This window comes from Stenotrophomonas bentonitica (assembly GCF_013185915.1).
Taxonomy (GTDB): Bacteria; Pseudomonadota; Gammaproteobacteria; order Xanthomonadales; family Xanthomonadaceae; genus Stenotrophomonas; species Stenotrophomonas bentonitica.
This window is the reverse complement of sequence record NZ_JAAZUH010000001.1, coordinates 591,713-609,808: the sequence shown is the minus strand read 5'-3', so window position 1 is coordinate 609,808 and position 18,096 is coordinate 591,713. Positions and strand designations below refer to the sequence as shown.

The 18,096-nt window shown below is 66.4% G+C and carries 17 protein-coding genes; 10 read left to right on the top strand and 7 right to left on the bottom strand.

Going from position 1 to position 18,096, the window contains the following annotated elements:
• Window positions 1-89 precede the first annotated feature (89 nt).
• From dsbG to HGB51_RS02665, 4 genes are all read left to right on the top strand, one after another.
• Entirely contained in the window at window positions 90-926 is an 837-nt protein-coding gene (dsbG, locus tag HGB51_RS02680; protein WP_070209130.1) for a thiol:disulfide interchange protein DsbG, read from the top strand.
• 97 nt (window positions 927-1,023) lie between these two features.
• Window positions 1,024-1,236 (top strand): ParD-like family protein, encoded by a 213-nt coding sequence (locus HGB51_RS02675; protein WP_068852612.1) that lies wholly within the window; start codon window positions 1,024-1,026, stop codon window positions 1,234-1,236.
• A complete protein-coding gene (map, locus tag HGB51_RS02670; protein ID WP_070209131.1) occupies window positions 1,233-1,997 on the top strand; it encodes a type I methionyl aminopeptidase in 765 nt (254 codons plus the stop codon). The genes HGB51_RS02675 and map overlap by 4 nt, the downstream gene beginning before the upstream one ends.
• 400 nt (window positions 1,998-2,397) lie before the next feature.
• Window positions 2,398-3,396 carry a hypothetical protein gene (locus HGB51_RS02665; protein ID WP_070209132.1) on the top strand — a complete coding sequence of 333 codons (999 nt, stop codon included), beginning with the start codon at window positions 2,398-2,400 and terminating at the stop codon, window positions 3,394-3,396.
• 353 nt (window positions 3,397-3,749) lie between these two features.
• Here HGB51_RS02665 and HGB51_RS02660 read toward each other — a convergent pair whose 3' ends face one another.
• Window positions 3,750-4,532, bottom strand: coding sequence for a LytR/AlgR family response regulator transcription factor (locus HGB51_RS02660; RefSeq protein WP_070209133.1), 783 nt, complete (start codon window positions 4,530-4,532; stop codon window positions 3,750-3,752).
• On the bottom strand, window positions 4,529-5,653 hold the full coding sequence (locus HGB51_RS02655; protein WP_070209134.1) for a sensor histidine kinase: 1,125 nt from the start codon (window positions 5,651-5,653) through the stop codon (window positions 4,529-4,531). The genes HGB51_RS02660 and HGB51_RS02655 overlap by 4 nt, the downstream gene beginning before the upstream one ends.
• Window positions 5,654-5,839: 186 nt before the next feature.
• On the opposite strand from HGB51_RS02655, the gene HGB51_RS02650 reads away from it, so the two are divergent.
• Window positions 5,840-6,166 carry a hypothetical protein gene (locus HGB51_RS02650; RefSeq protein ID WP_070209135.1) on the top strand — a complete coding sequence of 109 codons (327 nt, stop codon included), beginning with the start codon at window positions 5,840-5,842 and terminating at the stop codon, window positions 6,164-6,166.
• Between the two features lie 59 nt (window positions 6,167-6,225).
• A complete protein-coding gene (locus HGB51_RS02645; protein ID WP_070209136.1) occupies window positions 6,226-6,543 on the top strand; it encodes a hypothetical protein in 318 nt (105 codons plus the stop codon).
• Here the strand turns inward: HGB51_RS02645 and HGB51_RS02640 are convergent.
• On the bottom strand, window positions 6,505-7,467 hold the full coding sequence (locus tag HGB51_RS02640; RefSeq protein WP_070209137.1) for a LysR family transcriptional regulator: 963 nt from the start codon (window positions 7,465-7,467) through the stop codon (window positions 6,505-6,507). The two genes, HGB51_RS02645 and HGB51_RS02640, sit on opposite strands and share 39 nt — an antisense overlap.
• 131 nt (window positions 7,468-7,598) lie before the next feature.
• On the opposite strand from HGB51_RS02640, the gene HGB51_RS02635 reads away from it, so the two are divergent.
• From HGB51_RS02635 to HGB51_RS02620, 4 genes are all read left to right on the top strand, one after another.
• Window positions 7,599-8,000, top strand: coding sequence for a RidA family protein (locus tag HGB51_RS02635; protein WP_070209138.1), 402 nt, complete (start codon window positions 7,599-7,601; stop codon window positions 7,998-8,000).
• Window positions 8,001-8,071: 71 nt separating this feature from the next.
• Window positions 8,072-8,476 carry a VOC family protein gene (locus tag HGB51_RS02630; protein WP_070209139.1) on the top strand — a complete coding sequence of 135 codons (405 nt, stop codon included), beginning with the start codon at window positions 8,072-8,074 and terminating at the stop codon, window positions 8,474-8,476.
• Between the two features lie 175 nt (window positions 8,477-8,651).
• Window positions 8,652-10,832 carry a hypothetical protein gene (locus HGB51_RS02625; protein WP_070209140.1) on the top strand — a complete coding sequence of 727 codons (2,181 nt, stop codon included), beginning with the start codon at window positions 8,652-8,654 and terminating at the stop codon, window positions 10,830-10,832.
• Window positions 10,833-11,022: 190 nt separating this feature from the next.
• Window positions 11,023-11,919 carry a LysR substrate-binding domain-containing protein gene (locus HGB51_RS02620; protein WP_070209141.1) on the top strand — a complete coding sequence of 299 codons (897 nt, stop codon included), beginning with the start codon at window positions 11,023-11,025 and terminating at the stop codon, window positions 11,917-11,919.
• Window positions 11,920-12,063: 144 nt separating this feature from the next.
• Here HGB51_RS02620 and HGB51_RS02615 read toward each other — a convergent pair whose 3' ends face one another.
• From HGB51_RS02615 to HGB51_RS02600, 4 genes are all read right to left on the bottom strand, one after another.
• Window positions 12,064-12,831: a YggS family pyridoxal phosphate-dependent enzyme gene (locus tag HGB51_RS02615; protein WP_171966719.1), complete on the bottom strand. Its 768-nt coding sequence runs from the start codon at window positions 12,829-12,831 to the stop codon at window positions 12,064-12,066.
• Between the two features lie 77 nt (window positions 12,832-12,908).
• Complete coding sequence (locus HGB51_RS02610) at window positions 12,909-13,415, bottom strand: hypothetical protein (RefSeq protein ID WP_070208263.1); 507 nt, start codon at window positions 13,413-13,415, stop codon at window positions 12,909-12,911.
• 162 nt (window positions 13,416-13,577) lie between these two features.
• Window positions 13,578-16,679, bottom strand: coding sequence for an error-prone DNA polymerase (locus tag HGB51_RS02605; protein WP_070208262.1), 3,102 nt, complete (start codon window positions 16,677-16,679; stop codon window positions 13,578-13,580).
• Complete coding sequence (locus HGB51_RS02600) at window positions 16,676-18,091, bottom strand: Y-family DNA polymerase (RefSeq protein WP_070208261.1); 1,416 nt, start codon at window positions 18,089-18,091, stop codon at window positions 16,676-16,678. The genes HGB51_RS02605 and HGB51_RS02600 overlap by 4 nt, the downstream gene beginning before the upstream one ends.
• Window positions 18,092-18,096 lie beyond the last annotated feature (5 nt).

Below are 18,096 nucleotides of genomic sequence, written 5' to 3'. Positions count from 1 at the left end.
AACACTGCGTTGCCTGCATCCGGCTGCACCGCCAGCCGGATGCGACTACCCTGTGGGCTGATCGTTACGGGCGTGCCCCGGGAGTGTCCATGTCGTTGAAATCCTCGCCCATGCTGGGCTCCGTGCTGGCCGTGTCGGTACTGCTGGCCGTGGCCGGGTGCAGCCAGGCGCAGCAGCCTGCCAAGACCGCCGCCCAGCCGGCTGCCACGTCCACTGCAAAGGCAGGCGCGAACCGTCCCGCCGTGTTGCAGGGCATCGAGAAGCACGGCTTCGAGGTGATGGGCGAATTCGATGCACCGGGCGGGCTGCGTGGCTTTGCGGGCCTGGTGGGCGGTCAGCAGCCGGCCGCTGCGTATGTCACCGCCGACGGCAAGAATTTGATGGTGGGCACCCTCTTCAATGAGAAGGGTGAGGATGTCGGCGCTGCTCCGCTTGAGAAGCTGGTGGAGAAGCCGATGTCGGACAAGATCTGGAAGAAGCTGGATGCCAGCGCCTGGGTACGCGACGGCCGTGCCGATGCGCCGCGCGTGGTCTATACCTTCAGCGATGCCAACTGCCCGTACTGCCATCGGTTCTGGGAAGCGGCACGCCCGTGGGTGGACAGTGGCAAGGTGCAGCTGCGGCACGTGATGGTCGGCGTGATCCGTGAGGACAGCCCGGCCAAGGCCGCAGCGATTCTGGGTGCGCCCAATCCCAGCGCGGTGTTCCTGCAGAACGAACACGATTTCAGCAAGGGCGGGATCAAGCCGGCGACGAAGATCACCCCGGAACTGGCCAACAAGCTGGATGCGAACCAGGTGCTGATGGTGGAATTGGGCTTCCAGGGCACGCCGGGCATTCTGTTCCGTGATGCGGAAGGCATAGTGCAGCGCGTGTCGGGGATGCCGCAGGGCGAAGACATGGAAAAGGTGATGGGCGCCCGCTAGAGCCGGGCTCTGCCCGGCTGCTGTACGCGTCACGTCCGGGTATCCGGGAATATACGAAGCGTATATGATGTGTATATTCCTGGTACCGAGATCGCCCATGGGCATCGTCAACATCGACGACGAACTGCACGACAACCTGCGCCGCGCCAGCGGCGTTTCCGGACGTTCGATCAATGCCCAGGCCGGCTTCTGGATCAAGGTCGGCATGCTGTGCGAGATGAATCCCGGCATGAGCTATCAGGAGATCGTCAACCGTGAACTACGGGCGGCGGGGGTGGACCCCGGCGCGCTGCGGGTAGCAGTGGCGTGATCAAGACACTTGAAGAACAGGCGCTGATGCGGGCGTCCGGGCGCTTGCTGGCCTCGGTGTTCGAGGCGCTGGACCGACTGCCGCTGGAAGGCATGAGCACGCTGCAGGTCAACGATTGGGTGGAGCGTTTCATCGTCGACGAATTGAAGGCGCGGCCGGCCAGCAAAGGGCAGTATGGCTTTGCCTATGTACTCAACAGCTCGGTCGACAACGTGGTGTGCCATGGCGTGCCGTCGGCGGACGAGATACTGCGCGCTGGCAGCATCGTCAATCTGGACATCACCCTGGAGAAGGATGGCTTCATTGCCGACTCCAGCAAGACCTACCTGATTGGCGAAGTGGACTTCCAGGCGAAGCGGCTGGTGCGGGTGACCCGCGAAGCGATGTGGAAGGGCATTTCCGTGGTCCGCCCGGGTGCGACCTTGGGTGACGTCGGTTTCGCGATCCAGCAACATGCCAAGGCGAACGGCTACAGCGTAGTTCGCGAGTTCTGCGGGCACGGCATCGGCCGCGAAATGCATGAAGAGCCGCAGGTATTGCATTACGGTAAGCGCGGCACCGGTGAAGAGCTGGAAGCCGGAATGACCTTCACCATTGAGCCGATGATCAACCAGGGCCGCGCGGCCATCGACATGAGCGAAGACGGTTGGACCGTTACCACGCGTGATGGGAAGTTGTCGGCGCAGGCCGAACACACGGTCTTGGTAACCGACAATGGGGTAGAGGTTCTCACCCTGCGCGCAGGCGAGAAAGCGGCGTAACGCTGGTCCCTCCCCAACGGTAGAGCCGGGCTCTGCCCGGCCGCGTGAGGCGTCAAGCCAACGCCAATCAGGCACACTCTGCGGCCGCTCCCACCCAACACGCAGGCATAACAACCCCGGGATTATGTTGGCGACTCACGGGGGTGAATCGCGAGCAGTGAGCTGCGCTCAACGTGCTTGTGTTTACCGTGCCCGTTGCGTGGGAATTCTGATCGGGGCGTCCCTCTTTGAAGGTGTGCTGCATTTTCCCGCGCACGCCCTTCCTGTCTGCGATTCAGTAGGTCCGAAACATGTTCCTGGTCTGGCAGTCCACGCGGTCGGTCTGCTCAGCTTTTGGTTCATGCGTTCTGGCGGCTGTTTAACTCAATTTGGAACAGGAAGGTGACTTATGAATGCCGTCATGGAAATCGAGGCCATCGAGGCTATCGAGGATTCGCCGGATGAATCCGATGTAGTGCCGAATGCTGATTGGGTAACGCTCACGCAGTTTGAAGTGCGCGTCCTCGCGCGATCAAAAGTCACCGCGCGCGTCTACGCCAATGGCAATCAGCAGGTGCCTGTGGAGTTCCTGATCGAGGCGCGGGACAAAAATGACGTCCGAGTCCAGCTCTCGATGGAGCAGTTGAAGACCATCAAGCTCATTGATTATGACACCGGCGCTTACATCTCTGGGACCAACCACGCGCGCGATACACGGTATGTCTACCATTGGGATCCCATCCGGGAAGATCTCCCTGCGGAGCCTGAATCCGAACGCGAGCCACGTGACACGTCCGAATTGAAGGGTCAAGTAATTTTCCTTCACACGACGAAAAGCGCCGTTACTACGCATAAAGTGGCCGCTGAGATCAGATCTCCGGCGGGCGGGGTGTTCACGACGAATACGGCCAACCCGACGCCTGGAAAATTCGACAGCTGGGTCATCATCCAGGGCGTGGATAGGATTAGATATGATCACAGTAATCTGAAAATAGAACGGGTCGATGAGCAAAGTAATGCGCATGGGGATGTCGATCTGTACTACATAAAGTTCGAGGAGCATGGTTTGAATATTGTCCATTCTGTCCACATTGACGTCCCGGGCAATAATATGCACGTGCACGAAAAGTATGGTCATATGTACAGGGCTCACTTTGCATACTCTGCAGGCTCCATCTTTACTCACCGGATAAATATCAATGGTGTGACAGTGCTTGAGTGGCAGGTAAACAAGCGGCCGGGCCAGGCCACTGCGGCTCGAGTCAGTGTTAATGGGCACAGACTGGCTAATTCCAATCATCGTCGTGAGGCATGCGTGCGTTACTACAACCAGCATGGGAACTATGCCGAGTGTGCGCTTGGCAATACATACAACGATGATTTCAATACTGTTCATCTCGAAGCCAATGTGCACATCTGACCCGGTGCTTGAGACGTAGAGTGCTGACGGCAGCTGGATCTCCCGAGGTCCCTGATGCAATCGCCAACGTGGCGAGGCATTTGCGGCAGACATCACTCCTTCTGTCAATTCAAGCAAAGAGGAATGGTGCGGTACGACTGGGAGCCGTTCCGCGAGGAGGGGGCGATGGGGCCGATGAAGGGATGGTGGAGGTCTCGGTCGGCGTGACCGCCGACTGCGGCCGGAGTGTTGGTCAAAGGGTTGGGGTATTACAAAAATATACGTCGAGTGGCGTGACTGTGGCGAACGACTCCTTCTTCGTCGTCCCCAAGGGCTGCGCGGAGAGCCGCTGGGTAGAGCCCGGCGCTACGGGGTCAGGTCGCTTCTGCCCGCGTAGATACCAGCTTCAAAAATGCCTCATTCTGGTACCGGCTCATGCGCAGCTGCTGGCCGGTGTCCAAGGTGACCACATGGTGGCCGTTGAACCAGGGATGGATGGTCTTGACCCGGGCGATGTTGACGATGGCCGAGCGGTGTACCCGTGCGAAGTGCTTCGGGTCCAGCCGCTCGGCCAATGCGGTCATGGTGCCGCGATGTTCGTGCACCTTCGTGGCAAGGTGGATTTCCACGGTGTTGCGTGCGGCTTTGATCCAGACGATGTCAGCGACGTCGATCAGAACTACATGTTCTTCCACCCGAACGGGGATGCGCTGCAGGTAGAGCTCGCGCTGGCGCAGGGCGTCCAGCGCCTGCAGGATCTGGGTGGTGGCCTGCGCGCTGGTGCCGGTTGCGGCCGACACGCGCTGACGGGCGCGCTGCAAGGTGGCGGCGAAGCGCTCGCGGCTGAAGGGTTTGACCAGGTAGTCCACCGCATTGGCCTCGAACGCTTTGACTGCGTACTGCTCGTAGGCGGTAACGAACACGGTGGCGGGCATGCGCTCTGCGCCGATGGTGGCGACGACGTCGAGGCCGGTGATCGCCGGCATCTGGATGTCCAGGAACACCAGGTCGGGCGATTGTTCGCGGATGGCCTTCACGGCGGAGACGCCATCCCCACATTCGCCGAGCAGTTCGATCTCCGGGTCGTCAGCCAGCAGGCGCACGATGGCCCGGCGGGCCAGTGGCTCATCGTCCACCACCAGTACGCGGATGCTCATGCCGGCGCTGTCCCCGCATCGAACTCCGGTGCGTCGTCGAGGGACCCCAGGGCGCGAAACGGTAGGCGCACCCGACAGGCCACGCCTTCGGGCCAGAGCATGTCGAGGCGCACCTCGGCGGCATCGCCGTACAGCTCCTTCAGGCGCAGCCGGGTGTTGGACATGCCGATGCCATGCCCGGCCGGTGCCTTCGGGGTGGGCTCCAGCGTGCTGTTGCGGTTGCGGACTTCAATGCACAGGGCGTCGCCGTCGCGACGGGTTTCGATCTCCACCACGTCCTCGCCCACGCGCTGGCCGATGCCATGGCGTAGCGCATTCTCCACCAGTGGCTGCAGCAGCAGGCTGGGCACCGCGCAGTCGAGGGTGTCCGGTGCGATGTAGGTGCGGGTGGTCAGCCGGTCCTTGAAGCGGACACGCTGGATGCCGAGGTACAGCTCGATCAGGTCCAGCTCCTGGCGCAGCGGAATCTCCTGGCCGTCGTAGTCTTCGAGGAAGGCGCGCAGCAGCTCGCTCAGGCGCAGCAGCATGTCTTCGGCTGAGAGGGTGTCTTCGTCGAGCAGGGTGATGATGGCGTGCAGCGTGTTGAACAGAAAATGCGGCTGCAGCTGCGACTTGAGCGACAGCAGGCGCGACTGGGCCAGTTCAGTGGCGAGCCGGCTGGCTTCCACCTCGCGCCGCGCCTTCTCGGCCTGGAAGTGCAGGGCCTGCTGCAGGGCGAACAGCGCCCAGTAGGCAAGCAGGCCGATGGCGAAGTGCTGGGCCAGGAAGTAGCCGAGCTGTTCGAAGAAGCCACTGGGTTCGAACAGGGTGGAGACCAGTGCGCCGATCACCATGGCGGCGGAGGTGACCACCAGGCTGGCCAGCACGTGCCTGCCCAAGCCGCGCAGGCGCCGCGTCGGGTCTATGGGATGGCGCTCGGCCAGGCGGAACACCAGCGGCGCAAGCGCGGCCCACGTGTACCACTGGATCATCGACCAGCGTAGATGAGCGATCAGCGGCACGCTGTTGCCATGCATGCCGTCGCTGAGGACATGCTGCACGGCGAACACCAGCACGACGGCGGTCCACAGCAGCAGGTAGCGGGTCAGCGTGATGGAGGTGCTGCCAAGGCGAACGATCACGGCGGGTATCCAGGGCGCCCGGCAAGGCGGGGCAGGGCCATCTTAGGCGGCCGTGCCAGTCCGGAGAAGCGCCATGACGGCCCATTACGATTGGTCCCGACGTGACGACGATTGGTCCCGGATCCGTTGCCGGCGTGGGTATTCCCGGCGCGTCATGCAGGCTCACCCACGCCGGAGCCTGCCGCCATGCATACCCGCCCCCTCGTACTGCTTGTCCTGCTGTCTACGACCTCGGCCGCCCACGCTACCGAGCAGCCGCGTTACCTGACGGTGCTCAACCGGGCGCACGACAGCATCCTCCGGTTGGAAGTCGCCGAAGCCGGCAGCGGGGTGTTCGAGGCCCGTCCGATCGATCGTATCGACGGGGGCGGCGTCAGCACCACCGTGCGCCTGGGCGACACCGGCTGCCGTTTCGACCTTCGCCTGGCGTTCCGCAACGGGCGCGACGCGATCTACCGGGAGGTGGATGTGTGCCGTGGGGACGTGCTGGTGGTGCAGCCGTTGCCGTCGTGAAGGTCGCACGGCAGCGGCGGTTCGGCCTATCATCGAGGGCACTGCACAGGGGAGGTGCCGTGAAAGAACTGATCGACATGATGCTGCTGCTGCCGTTCGGGCTGATCCTGATGTGCCTGCCGTTCAACGTGATGATGCTCCGGCGGATCCGTCGCGATCATCCGGCGCTGTTCGATGCCTTTGGCGCGCCACGCACCTTCGGCCCGGGTGGCAGTCACTGGGGTAATGGCACCTACACCCGCTTCCTGCTGCTTCGCACGCACCGGGACGAGCTGGATGCGGCGACCCTGCGGCTTCGCGATATCCAATGGGTACTCACCCTGGCCAGCGTGGCCTCGCTACTGATCTTCCTGCTGCTGGTCCTGTCCACCCGGTAGCGCCACGCCCTGCGTGGCTTTCGGCACGTGCTTGGCCATCAAGGCCGCGACCCAGTCGACGAACACGCGCAGTTTGGCGCTGACGTGCCGGTTGGGTCGGAATGCGATGTGCAGGGGCATGGGGTCGACCTGCCAGTCGGTCAGCACGCGCACCAGTTCACCGTGTCGTTCGTGCTCGGCCGCCACATAGTCCGGCAGCCACAGTACGCCCAGTCCGGCCACGCCGGCGGCGAGGTAGGCGTTGCCATCATCCACCGCGAGCACATGGCGGCCGTGCACGGTCAAGGATGCATCGCCCTGCCGCAGCACATACGGCATGGCACCGCTGGGGCGTGAGCCCCGGTAGCCGACGATGCGGTGCGGCTCGGCCTCCAGCTCAGCAGGGTGCGTGGGGGTGCCGATGGTGTCGAGATACTGCGGCGCGGCGTACAGCCCCGCTTTCAGGTCGCCGATATGGCGGGCGACCAGCGACGGATCGGTCAGCACGCCGCCGCGGATGACGCAGTCCACGTTCTCGTCGATCAGGTCGACGTTGCGGTCGCTGACCCCAAGGTCGAGCTGGATGTCCGGGAAGCGCGCATGGAAGTCGGGCAGGGCGGGGACGAGCAGGAAGCGCGCCAAGGGGGCGGGCACGTCCACGCGCAGGCGCCCGCGGGGACTGGCGGCGAAACTGGAAAGGCTGGTCTCGGCATCGTCCAAATTCGCGAGCAGCCGGACCACATGCTCGTAGTAGGCGGCGCCGTCTTCGGTGACGTTGACCTGGCGGGTGGTGCGGTTGAGCAGGCGCACGCGCAGGCGCGCCTCCAACTGCTGCACCAGCTGGGTCACGGTGGTGCGGCTCATGTGCAGGGTCTGCGCGGCCTTGGTGAAACTGCCGGTCTCCACGACCCGGGCAAAGGCCTGCATGGCATCGAAACGGTCCATCGGCACTCCCATGGGCAATTGTTTGGATTCTACAAACAGTGATGGCCAAGGTTGGTCGTTTATCGCCCCGGGCGGCGCCCGTACCGTGGAGGCATTCCCTCACTGGGCCCCGAGCCCCTCTGGAGACTTCCATGGCAACCCGAGACGTTGTGTTCCCCGCCGGCCGGCAGGACCTGTATGCCCGCTACCGCTATTCGCCCGCCGTGCGTTCCAACGGCTTCCTGTTCGTCTCCGGCCAGGTCGGCAGCCGCGAAGACGGTTCGCCGGAGCCGGGGCTGGAAGCGCAGGTGCACCGCCTGTTCGAGAACCTCAACGCGGTGTTGGCCGCAGCGGGCTGCACCTTCGATGACGTGGTCGACGTGACCGTCTTCATGATCGATCCGGACAAGATCCTCGACCGGGTCTGGGCGATCGTGCCGGAGTACTGGGGCCAGGCCCCGCATCCGAGCCTGACCGCCGTGGGCGTGACCTGGCTGAGCGGCTTCGATGTGGAGTTCAAGGTGGTGGCGAAGCTGCCGGATCCGGATGCCTGAGGCGTCGGCCTTGCGGTGGGCGCCGGGCGGTGTACGCTCGGCGCACCACATACAGCAGCAGGGGCACGGCAATGGCGAAGGTGACCGGTATCGGTGGGGTGTTCTTCAAGAGCCGTGGCGACCGTGCCGCGCTGGCTGAGTGGTACCGGCAGCACCTGGGCATGCAGCTGGAGGATTTCGGTGGTGCGGTGCTGCGTTGGCCGGATGACAAGGCCAACGATGGTGGGCTGACCGTGTGGGCGCTGGCCGAGCCGGAGAGTAAATGGTTCAGTCCGAGCGAGTCGCCTTTCATGATCAATTATCGGGTGGATGATCTGGAAGGGTTGCTGGCGAACCTGCGTGAGGCGGATGTGACCATCGTGAGTGGGCCGGAGACGCATGAGAACGGTTCGTTTGCGTGGATCCTGGATCCTGATGGGAACAAGCTGGAGTTGTGGCAGCCGATGGCTTGGGATCCTGAGCGGCGGGTGGGTTGAGCGTGGCAGAGGCGGCGCCGTTTTCTGGTCATGCGTTATAGCAGTGATCGTTGGTATCGGCGGTCGTCTGGGGACCGACCCTACCATTGCAGTTGGCGTGCCCTCTAATCTTCACGCGGTGCCGTAGCGCGGTTGTTGATAGTGGCGGTGTCATTCCGTTACGTCGCAGACTTCCATGGCTTTGATTCCCGAGCGCGTCCGGCGCTGGCCCCGGCCGTGGCGTGTGGCGCTGTATGCGCTGCTGGTGCTGTATGCGTTGTACCTGGTGGCGGGGAATGTGTTCCTCAACACGCCGCTGTTCGATGCGGTCACCAACCGCAAACCTGAAAAGTTCACGTTGAAGACCGGGCCGGCGCTGACCCTGATGCCCGGGCACGCGATTGTCTGGAACATCCATATCCGTGGCCAGGCCAACCACACGGTCTATGTTTTCCGCGCCGACCGCGCGAGCGCATGGATTTCGCTGGTGCACCTGTTCAAGCGCGAGGTGCGCATTCCGGGCATCAACGCGACCGGGGTGGAAGCGGACATCTCACGGGTAGAGAAGGCGATTCCACCGCCGCCGCGTGGCGACCGCGGCTGGAACATCCGGCTGGATGCGATCCACAGCGACAGCATCCGCAGCGGCCGTTTCGGCAAGCTGCTGGTGACTGGCGAGGGCCACGGCACGGTCGGTTTCCAGAAGCAGGTCAAGGGTGGCCCTTCGGAACTGTTCGATTCCACCGCCGGATTCGAGCAGGCCACCGTGAGCTACGACGGGGTCAAGCTGCTGGACGAGGCGCACCTTGCGGCACGCTTCCATTACCCGCGCCACTACCGCGACGAAGCGCCGGGCCTGCGCAAGCTGGGCATCACCTGGGCGCAGCTGCAGGTGGACGGGCGCAGCCAGGCGATCACGATTGATACCGCCGGCGCGCACGCCAAGGTGGGCAGCATGCCGGCCGAGGCGCGGCTCAATGCGGACCTGGCGATGAACCGCGGCGAGCTGCAGCCCGGCAGCCGCATGGTGTGGCGGGTGCCGGTGCATGCCGGCGTGCATGCGCCGGACCGTGGGCTTTTGTCGCTGCAGCTGGACGTGGCGCAGGACATGCGGGTGCAGGCGCGCCTGCCGCGCGACGAGGAAACCGGCAGCGAGCTGCACGCCGACCTGCGCGTGCAGGGGCGGAAGATTCCGTTCGAGGCGCCGGCGGAGCTGCTGCCGCGCCTGTCCGGCGAGGTGCGCGGCGCGTGGAAGTTCGATTCGTTGAACTGGATTGCCGACCTGTTCGTGCGCAAGCCGTGGTTCCGGCTGGATGGCGGCGGCCTGCTCGAGGGCGACCTGAAGATCGTCGACGGTGCGCTGGCGCCGGGCAGCCGGCTGGATGTGCCCAAGGTGGTGGCGGTGTCCGAGGTGGCCGGCGTGCGCATGCAGGGTGAAGCCAGCGCGGTGGGGCGGATTGTCGAGGGTGAACCGCCGCAGGCGGAATTGAAGGTCGCCATTCCCGAGTTTCGTGCCGCGCCGTCAGATTCGCCGAAGACGGTGCTGTTCGATGGCAAGGCGATGGCGTTGAACCTGCGCGGCGATGCGCGGTTGCAGCAGCTGCGCGAGGGCATGCGTGCGCATCTTGCGTTCAAGGATGCGCGGGTGCCCGACCTGACCGCCTACAACCGCTACGTAGGCAGCGGCAATGCGCGCCTGCTGGGTGGCACCGGCCTGCTCAGTGGCGAGGTGTCGCTGGATGGCGCCGGCCGGGTCGGGCAGGGGCGTGCCGACCTGCGTGGTACCGGCGCACGCGTGCAGGTGCTGGGAATGAATATCCTCGGCGATGCGCAGGTCAAGGCGCAGGTGAAGCGCGCTGATTTCGACGCCGGCCAGTTCGACCTCGGCGGCACGACGCTGAGCCTGCGCAATGTGCAGGTCGACGGCGATACGGCCGGCAAGGGCGGCTGGTGGGGCGAGGTGGACCTGGACAGCGGGCACATCCAAGCCGCCGAACCGTTCCGGGTGGATGCGCGCGCGAAACTGCGCCTGCGCGACGCCGGCCCGGTGCTGGGCGTGTTCGCAGCACGCAAGGATTACCCGCGCTGGGTGCTGGGCCTGCTCGATTCGGGCGAGGTGCAGGCCAGCGGCCAGCTGCGCTGGCAGCGCGAGCACCTGGCCGTGGACGACCTGCAGGCCGAGAACGAACGGCTGTCGCTGCGCGCGCGGTTGGACATGCCGCAGGGCAAGCGACGCGGTGATCTCTACCTGCGCTGGGGGCTGCTCGGTGCCGGCATCGAACTGGACGGCGACAAGCGCACCTGGCACTTGGCGGGGGCGCGGGAGTGGTACGACGGCAGGCCCCGGGTGCTGCCGGAGGCCAAGCCGGCGCCCTGAGCGTCGGCGTCCTCGGGCTCGGCCAGCTGTCGCGCCAGGTCGGCGTTGGCGATATGACCGTGCAGGAACAACAGGCTGGCGTAGATGTTCATGGGCGTCCTCCACTTGAGTGGAATTGACGATACGGGCAGGATGGGCGACGCAGAAGCGATCGTTTCACAACCCTTTCTTGAATTGGATTCAAGTCGCCATGTCCCGGGTTCCGCTCCAGCCGCTGCAGAATTTCGTCACCGCCGCCCGCCTGGGCAACCTGACCCGCGCCGCGGATTCGTTGAATCTGACGGTCAGCGCGCTCAGCCACCAGATGCGACAGCTGGAGGAGCGGTTGGGCTACCCGCTGCTGCAGCGGCAGCGGCGCGGGGTGAAGGTGACGCCCGAGGGCCAGCGGCTGCTGGAGCAGGTGGGGCCGCATTTGGATGCAATTGCGCAGGCGCTGCAGCCGTTCGCCGCGCGGCATGACCGGGTGCTCACGGTGAGCGCGCTGCCGTCGATGGCGTCCAACTGGCTGGTGCCGCGCCTGGGCTCATTCGTGACCGCGCATCCGCAGATCGAGTTCAACCTGGAATCCAGCGAGCGGCTGACCGATTTCGAGCGCCAGCTGCACTGCGATGCGGCGCTGCGGGTGGGCGCGGGGCAGTGGAGCGGGGTGCATGCCGAGCCTCTGTTCGACGAGTGGATGGTGCCGATGGCCAGTCCGTCGCTGGTCGAGCGCATGGGTGGGGTGGACGCACGGCCGTTGTCGCAGTGGCCGCTGCTGGGCGACCCCGATGGCGAATGGCATCGCTGGTTCGCGCTTATCGGCGACGCGGCGCCGGCGCGTTTCGTGGCGATGCTCAATGATTCCGAAGCGCACCACCGCGCCGCGCTGGATGGTTTCGGCGTGGCGCTGGGGCGGATGACCCGCGCGCGCCTGCTGCTGGATTCCGGCCAGCTGATCGCGTTGTCGCCGCACCGGCTGAAAACACGCTGGTCGCACTGGCTGGTTTACCCACCGCGCTCCTCAACGCACCCGGGCTTCCTCGCCTTCCGCGACTGGCTGCACGCCCAGGCCCGCGAACACGCAAACCACATGGCCACGCTCGCGTAACGACGGATGCTGTAACCCCGCGTAGCGACACGCCGCGCCCTTTGACCGATGGGCGCCATTGCGATGAACGCGTCGCCACGCGCCCAGGACCGGCCGCTTCAACACGGGAAGGGGTCTGTTGCGTGGCTGCCAGGCGGTCTCAACTCAACCGGCTGTTCCCGGCCAATACTGACTATCCGGCGTAGCCCGCGCCCCAAAGATAGCCTGTCCCACCCGCACCACCGTAGCGCCTTCCTCGATGGCGAGCTCGAAATCCCCCGACATCCCCATCGACAACTCATCCAGGCTGACTCCGGCCGGCAGCGTCGGGCGCAGCCGGTCGCGCAGCTCACGCAGGCGCACGAAACAGGGGCGCACCAGCTCCGCATTGGTGGAAAACACCGCCAGCGTCATCAACCCGCGCACCCGCAGTTGGGTAAACGCCGGCAGCTGCTGCACGAAGTCGGCGACCTCGATCGGGTCCAGCCCATACTTGCTTGCCTCGCCGGAGGTGTTGACCTGCACGAACACGTCCAGCGTGCGGTTTTCCTGCGCCAGCCGCTGGTCCAGCGCCTGCGCCACGCGCAGGCTGTCCAGCGCCTGGAACTCGCAGGCGAAGCGCGCCACGTCGCGCGCCTTGTTGGTCTGCAGGTGGCCGATCACCGACCAGCGGATGCCCAGGTCGGCCATCGCCTCGGCCTTGCCCTTGGCTTCCTGCACCTTGTTCTCGCCGAGCGTATCGCAGCCGGCTTCAACCGCCAGGCGCAGGCGCGCTTCGTCCACGGTCTTGCTGACCGGCAGCAGGCGCACGCTGCCCGGGTCGCGCCCGGCGCGGTCGCAGGCAGCGTCGATGCGCGCGTGCACCACGTCCAGGTTGTGGCGGAAGTCGGCAACGGTGGTGGCCTGCGGCCAGGACGGAGCGGCGATGGGCACGGGCGGAAACCTTCAACGAACGACGGTTGATTTTCGCACATGACCCGGAACGAAGAGCGGCCGGGCAGAGCCCGGCGTTACGGCGCGGCCGCCGTACCTGGGCGGATGTAATGCGACTGGCCGTTGTCGTTGAGGAAGATCAGCTCCGGCTTGCCCTGCCAGGAGGTGAGCATGGCGCCGGTGCTGTTCTGGTGTTTGATCACCAGGGTGGCGCCGCGATCAGGGTTGGCGGTGATCTTGAACACCTCGGTGGTGCCCTTGGCATCGTCCAGGGTGAGCGAGGCTTCGTCGCCGACATCGGCGGTGCCATAGCTGCCGCGTTCGGAGCCGTCGGCGCCGAGCAGGACCACGCCGGACAGCGGCGAGGCACGCGGGCCCTGGGTGACGCCCTTGCTTAGTGGATCGGGCAGCGGCGCGCCGAGGACGACCCGCGCCTGGCCGCTGGCGTCCTGGATGACCAGCCCGCGTGCAGTGATGACCCGCTGCTCGGACTGGCTCTGGTGCAGCCGCACGGTGGTGTAGCCGGAGACCAGCAGGGCGAGGCTGGACACGGCCAGGGTGGTGAGGGTGAGTGTGCGCGACATGGCCGGTTCCGGATCCTTGGATGGCTGCGACGATAGCTGATGGGGTGATTGCGACACTAGTCAGGAAAATCTGTATCTGTGTTTGGCGTGAATTGGGTCACAGAGCAGCGGGGCAGAGCCCCGCTCTACCATCGGGCAAGCGCAGCACGGGACGGCATCGCCTCAATGGAAATCGCGGCTGTGGGTACGCACGCCGTCGATCAACTCGTCCAGGTTGTGCATGCGCTGCACGATCAGGTGCTGCACGCCGTCGACGCGTTCGAGGCGGGCGTCGATCTGCATCAGCTGGGCTTCCACCAGCACCCGGTGTTGGCGGTCGGCGGTCTTGCGCCAGACCACGGCGTTGACCATGCCGCATTCGTCTTCCAGGGTCAGGAAGGTCACGCCGCTGGCGGTCTGCGGGCGCTGGCGCATGCGCACCAGGCCGGCGAAACGCACGCTGCGCCCGTGCGGCAGCGCGGCCAGCTGGTCCGAGCGCTGGCAGCGGCGCGCCTGCAGGTCGGCGCGGATGAACGAGACCATGTGCTGGCCCAGGGTGGTGCCGGTGCTGTTGTAGTCGGCCTGCATGTCTTCGAACGCGCTCGGGGCCGGCAGCGGCACCTCGGCTTCGACGGTGGCACGCACGGTGTCGAACAACGGCAGCGGCTTTTCCACGCCTGAAACATCCCAGCGGGCGCGATGGCGATGTCCGCTCAGCCCCTTCAGCGCGCCGGCGTCGGCCAGCAAGCCCTGGTGGCGACGGTCCAGCCGGGCGCGCTGGCTGATGTCGGCGACGCTGTCGAAGGGGTAACGGGCACGCGCCTGCATCACCGCCATCGCCACCTCTTCGCTGAAACCGTCGACCATCCGCAGGCCGAGCCGGATGCCGGGCAGGGCATCGGCCTGCGTGGCCGGCACCAGCGTGCAGTCCCAGTCGCTGTGGCGCACGTCCACCGGCAGCACCGGCACGCCGTGGCGGCGCGCGTCCTGCAGGATCTGGTCGGGCGTGTAGAAGCCCAGTGGCTGGCTGTTGATCAGGCTGGCGGCGAACGCGGACGGGTGGTGGCACTTGAGCCAGCAGCTCACGTAGGTGATCAGCGCGAAGCTGGCCGCGTGGCTTTCCGGGAAGCCATAACTGCCGAAGCCCTTGATCTGTTCAAACAGGCGTTCGCCGTATTCGCGGCTGTAATTGTTGGCCGCCATGCCGGCCAGCAGCTTGTCGCGGTGCGGTTCCAGCCCACCGTGGCGCTTCCAGGCGGCCATGGAACGGCGCAGCGCATCGGCTTCGCCGGGACTGAACCCGGCGGCGGCCACGGCCAGCTGCATCACCTGTTCCTGGAACAGGGGTACGCCCAAGGTGCGTTTGAACACCTTTTCCAGCGCGGGCGGGTAGTCGATTTCCTCGATGCCTTCTTCCTTTAGGCGTTTGCGGCGGTTGAGGTAGGGGTGGACCATGTCGCCCTGGATCGGGCCGGGGCGCACGATCGCCACTTCGATCACCAGGTCGTAGAAACAGCGCGGCTGCATGCGCGGCAGCATCGCCATCTGCGCGCGCGATTCGATCTGGAACACGCCCAGGGTGTCGGCGCGGCAGATCATGTCGTAGGTGGCGGTGTCGTCGGCCGGAATGTCGGCCATGCCCATCGCCGGGGCGCCATGCGCGTGCAGCATGGCCAGGCATTTGCGCACGGCGGTGAGCATGCCCAGCGCCAGGCAGTCGACCTTCATCAGGCCGGTGGCGTCCAGGTCGTCCTTGTCCCACTGGATTACGGTCCGGTCGGCCATCGCCGCGTTCTCCACCGGCACCAGGGTCGAGAGCGGGTGCTCGGAGATCACGAAACCGCCGGGGTGCTGGGACAGGTGGCGCGGGAAATCCACCAGTTCGGCGGTGAGTGCCACCAGCCGCCGCATCAGGGGTGTTTCAGGGTCGAAGCCACGCTCGCGCAGCGCGTCGGGCAGCGGTTCGTGGCTGCTCCAGCGGTCCAGGCAGGCGGCCAGTTCGTTGACCTGGTCCGGCGGCAGGCCGAGCACGCGGGCGACGTCGCGCACCGCGCTGCGGCCACGGTAGCTGATCGCCACGGCGGTGAGCGCGGCACGTTCGCGGCCGTAGCGGTTGAATACGTACTGCAGCACTTCCTCGCGGCGTTCGTGTTCGAAGTCGATGTCGATGTCCGGCGGTTCGTCGCGCTCTTCGGAAATGAAACGCTCGAACAGCAGTTCCATGTGGCTGGGGTCGATCTCGGTCACGCCCAGCACGAAACACACCGAGGAATTGGCGGCCGAGCCGCGACCCTGGCACAGGATCAACTGGCTGCGCGCAAAGCGCACGATGTCGTGCACGGTCAGGAAGTAGGACTCGTACTGCTTGAGGTGGATCAGGCGCAGCTCGTGCTCGATCTGGCGGCGCTGGTCTGCGCTGGCACCGCCTGGCCAGCGCCACTGCATGCCCTGTTCGACCAGCACGCGCAGCCAGCTGGCCGGGTCGTGGCCGTCGGGGACCAGCTCGCGCGGGTAGGTGTACTGCAGCTGGGCCAGGTCGAAACGGCAACGCTCGGCGATGCGCAGGGTTTCTTCGAGCAGTTCGGCCGGGTACACCGCCGCCAGCGCCTGGCGGCTGCGCAGGTGGCGTTCGCCGTTGGGGAACAGGTGCCAGCCGGCGTCGGCGATGGTGCAGTGCTGGCGGATCGCGGTGAGCGTGTCCTGCAGCGCGCGGCGGCGGCGCACGTGCATGTGTACGTCGCCGCTGGCCACCAGTGGCAGGTCGTGGGCGTAGCCGAATTCCAGCAGCGCTTCCAGCCGCGCCACGTCGTCGGCGTCGCGGTGCAGTTCCACCGCCAGCCAGGTGCGGTGCGGGAAACGCGCGTGCAGCCAGGCTGCATCGTCGGCGGTGGGTGCATGCGTGGGCCACAGGCACAGCAGGCCTTCGGGCAGGGTGTCGAAGTCCTCGCGCAGGCAGCGGTACTGGCCCTTGGGGGCACGCCGGCGGCAGGTGGTGATCAGCTGGCACAGCGCGGCGTAACCGCCCAGGTCGGTGCACAGCAGCACCACCTTGGGGCCGTCTTCGATCTGGAATTCGGCGCCGGTGATCAGCGCCAGCTGGTGTTTCTTCGCGGCCTGCCAGGCGCGCACGATACCGGCCAGCGAGCATTCGTCGGTGATCGCCAGTGCGCGGTAGCCCTGTTCCTTCGCACGCGCGAACAGCTCCTCGGCGATCGAGGCGCCGCGCTGGAAACTGAAGGCCGAGAGGCAATGCAGTTCGGCATAGTCGGGCAGGGCGGTGCTCATGCGAACCAGCCGTGCAGCATGAACGGTCCGTGCCGCGCGCCGGCGGCGGTGAAGGCCCAGCCGCGCTGGCCGAGTGCGGTTTCCACCACGTAGTAGTCGCGGCGCACATCGTCTTCGTCCCACCAGCCCGATTCGATGCGTTCGGGGCCGGACAGGATGCGCAGGTCCGGGTCGTACAGCGGCTGCGGGGTGGCCAGCAGCCAGCCCGGGCGCAGCGGCAATACCGGCGGCGGGCCCTTGGTGGCCTGGGTGGAGGTACCGGTGGCGCGTTCGGGCCGGTGTTCGGCGCGTAGCGCCACGCCCTGTACGGCGTCGTCGCCGAGCCGCGCGCGCAGGCGTTCGCGCAGCTGTTCCCACGGCATGGCCTGCTGCGGGCGGGGGTCGAACAGGTCGCGCGCGGCCGGCACGAACGGCGGCAGGTGCTCGGCCTGCAGGCGCAGCCCGCGGCTGCCGGCGGGCAGGCGCAGGTGGTCGACGCGGTTGCGGGCAAGCTCGAACAGCATCGCCGCGTCGCGCTCGGGCGCGAGCAGGCCGACGGTCAGGCGCGTGTCCGGGTGCCGTTCGTGTTCGAACCACAGGTCGAACTGCTGCGCGCCGCCATCGCGCGAACACAGGAAGGCGGCGAGGTCGGCGGTGAGCCGGCGCAGCGGGAACAGCAGGGCCTGGGTGGAGTCGATCTCGTACTCGAACTCGATGCGCGCATCGAACCGGTCGGGGGGGCGGAAGTACTGCAGCGGCGGGCTGCCGATGCCGCGCAGCGCATCCAGGTGGGCCAGCACCTGGGCCGGGAAGCGCCGGGCCAGGCTGTCGCGGGGCAGGGCGAAGGCCGCGCCCAGGCTGCGCAGCCCGGAGCGGGCCAATACCGTGACCGCCTCGGTGGGCAGGCCGCTGCGTTCGATCGGAATCTGCGCCAGTGCCGGTTCCAGGCTGTCGGCGTCCACGCCCAGCCGTGCGTGCACGCCGCTCAGCACCCAGGCCGCGTGCGGGTTCGGTGCGGCCACCAGGCGGTGGCGGAAGCCGAGTTCCTTCAAGCCGTCGCGCAGGCGCTGCTCAATCGCCGGCCAGTCGCCGAACAGGGCGCGGCTGGCGCCGATCTCCAGCGCCAGCGCATGCGGGAAGGCGAGGCTGACCTGCGAACTGATGCCGTACAGCCAGCTGGCCAGCAGCTGGCGGGTGTCCTGTTCGGCGCGCGGGTCGTAGTCCACGGTGAGCATGTCGCGGGTGAGCACCTGCGCGGCCGAGAGCAGCATGCCGCGGCGCAGGCCGAGCTGGCGCGCGGCCGGGCTGACCGCATGCAGCACCCGGCGCTGCGCCGGGCCGGTGACCAGCACCAGCGGCGCGCGCGGGTCCGGCTGCTGGCGCAGGGCTGCGTCCAGCGCCAGTTGAGGCAGCAACAGGCAGGCCCACTGCATGGCGG

Bases quoted from the DNA above. Each gene is read 5' to 3' on its own strand.
- dsbG (WP_070209130.1), top strand. From the start codon at position 90: ATGTCGTTGAAATCCTCGCCCATGCTGGGCTCCGTGCTGGCCGTGTCG.
- HGB51_RS02675 (WP_068852612.1), top strand. From the start codon at position 1,024: ATGGGCATCGTCAACATCGACGACGAACTGCACGACAACCTGCGCCGC.
- HGB51_RS02665 (WP_070209132.1), top strand. From the start codon at position 2,398: ATGGAAATCGAGGCCATCGAGGCTATCGAGGATTCGCCGGATGAATCC.
- HGB51_RS02660 (WP_070209133.1), bottom strand. From the start codon at position 4,532: ATGAGCATCCGCGTACTGGTGGTGGACGATGAGCCACTGGCCCGCCGG.
- HGB51_RS02650 (WP_070209135.1), top strand. From the start codon at position 5,840: ATGCATACCCGCCCCCTCGTACTGCTTGTCCTGCTGTCTACGACCTCG.
- HGB51_RS02640 (WP_070209137.1), bottom strand. From the start codon at position 7,467: ATGGACCGTTTCGATGCCATGCAGGCCTTTGCCCGGGTCGTGGAGACC.
- HGB51_RS02635 (WP_070209138.1), top strand. From the start codon at position 7,599: ATGGCAACCCGAGACGTTGTGTTCCCCGCCGGCCGGCAGGACCTGTAT.
- HGB51_RS02630 (WP_070209139.1), top strand. From the start codon at position 8,072: ATGGCGAAGGTGACCGGTATCGGTGGGGTGTTCTTCAAGAGCCGTGGC.
- HGB51_RS02625 (WP_070209140.1), top strand. From the start codon at position 8,652: ATGGCTTTGATTCCCGAGCGCGTCCGGCGCTGGCCCCGGCCGTGGCGT.
- HGB51_RS02620 (WP_070209141.1), top strand. From the start codon at position 11,023: ATGTCCCGGGTTCCGCTCCAGCCGCTGCAGAATTTCGTCACCGCCGCC.
- HGB51_RS02610 (WP_070208263.1), bottom strand. From the start codon at position 13,415: ATGTCGCGCACACTCACCCTCACCACCCTGGCCGTGTCCAGCCTCGCC.
- HGB51_RS02605 (WP_070208262.1), bottom strand. From the start codon at position 16,679: ATGAGCACCGCCCTGCCCGACTATGCCGAACTGCATTGCCTCTCGGCC.
- HGB51_RS02600 (WP_070208261.1), bottom strand. From the start codon at position 18,091: ATGCAGTGGGCCTGCCTGTTGCTGCCTCAACTGGCGCTGGACGCAGCC.